Annotated in this window: 3 tRNA genes; all 3 read left to right on the top strand. The window is 54.8% G+C overall.

Annotation, left to right across the window (positions count from 1 at the left end):
* The 3 genes from STRDD12_RS08025 (at window position 1) to STRDD12_RS08015 (ending at window position 250) form a co-directional block, all read left to right on the top strand.
* Window positions 1–90 (top strand) — tRNA-Ser (locus tag STRDD12_RS08025).
* Window positions 91–99: 9 nt separating this feature from the next.
* Window positions 100–173 (top strand) — tRNA-Met (locus STRDD12_RS08020).
* 5 nt (window positions 174–178) lie between these two features.
* Window positions 179–250, top strand: a tRNA-Phe gene (locus STRDD12_RS08015).

Raw genomic sequence — 250 nt, 5'->3', positions numbered from 1 at the left:
GGAGGATTACCCAAGTCCGGCTGAAGGGAACGGTCTTGAAAACCGTCAGGCGTGTAAAAGCGTGCGTGGGTTCGAATCCCACATCCTCCTTAAAAATAGCGCGGGATGGAGCAGTTAGGTAGCTCGTCGGGCTCATAACCCGAAGGTCGTAGGTTCAAATCCTGCTCCCGCAATTGATGGCTCGGTAGCTCAGTTGGTAGAGCAATGGATTGAAGCTCCATGTGTCGGCGGTTCGATTCCGTCTCGCGCC

This window comes from Streptococcus sp. DD12, from assembly GCF_001578885.1.
GTDB lineage: Bacteria > Bacillota > Bacilli > Lactobacillales > Streptococcaceae > Streptococcus.
The sequence above is the reverse complement of the archived record's forward strand: the minus strand, read 5'-3'. Positions and strand labels throughout refer to the sequence as shown.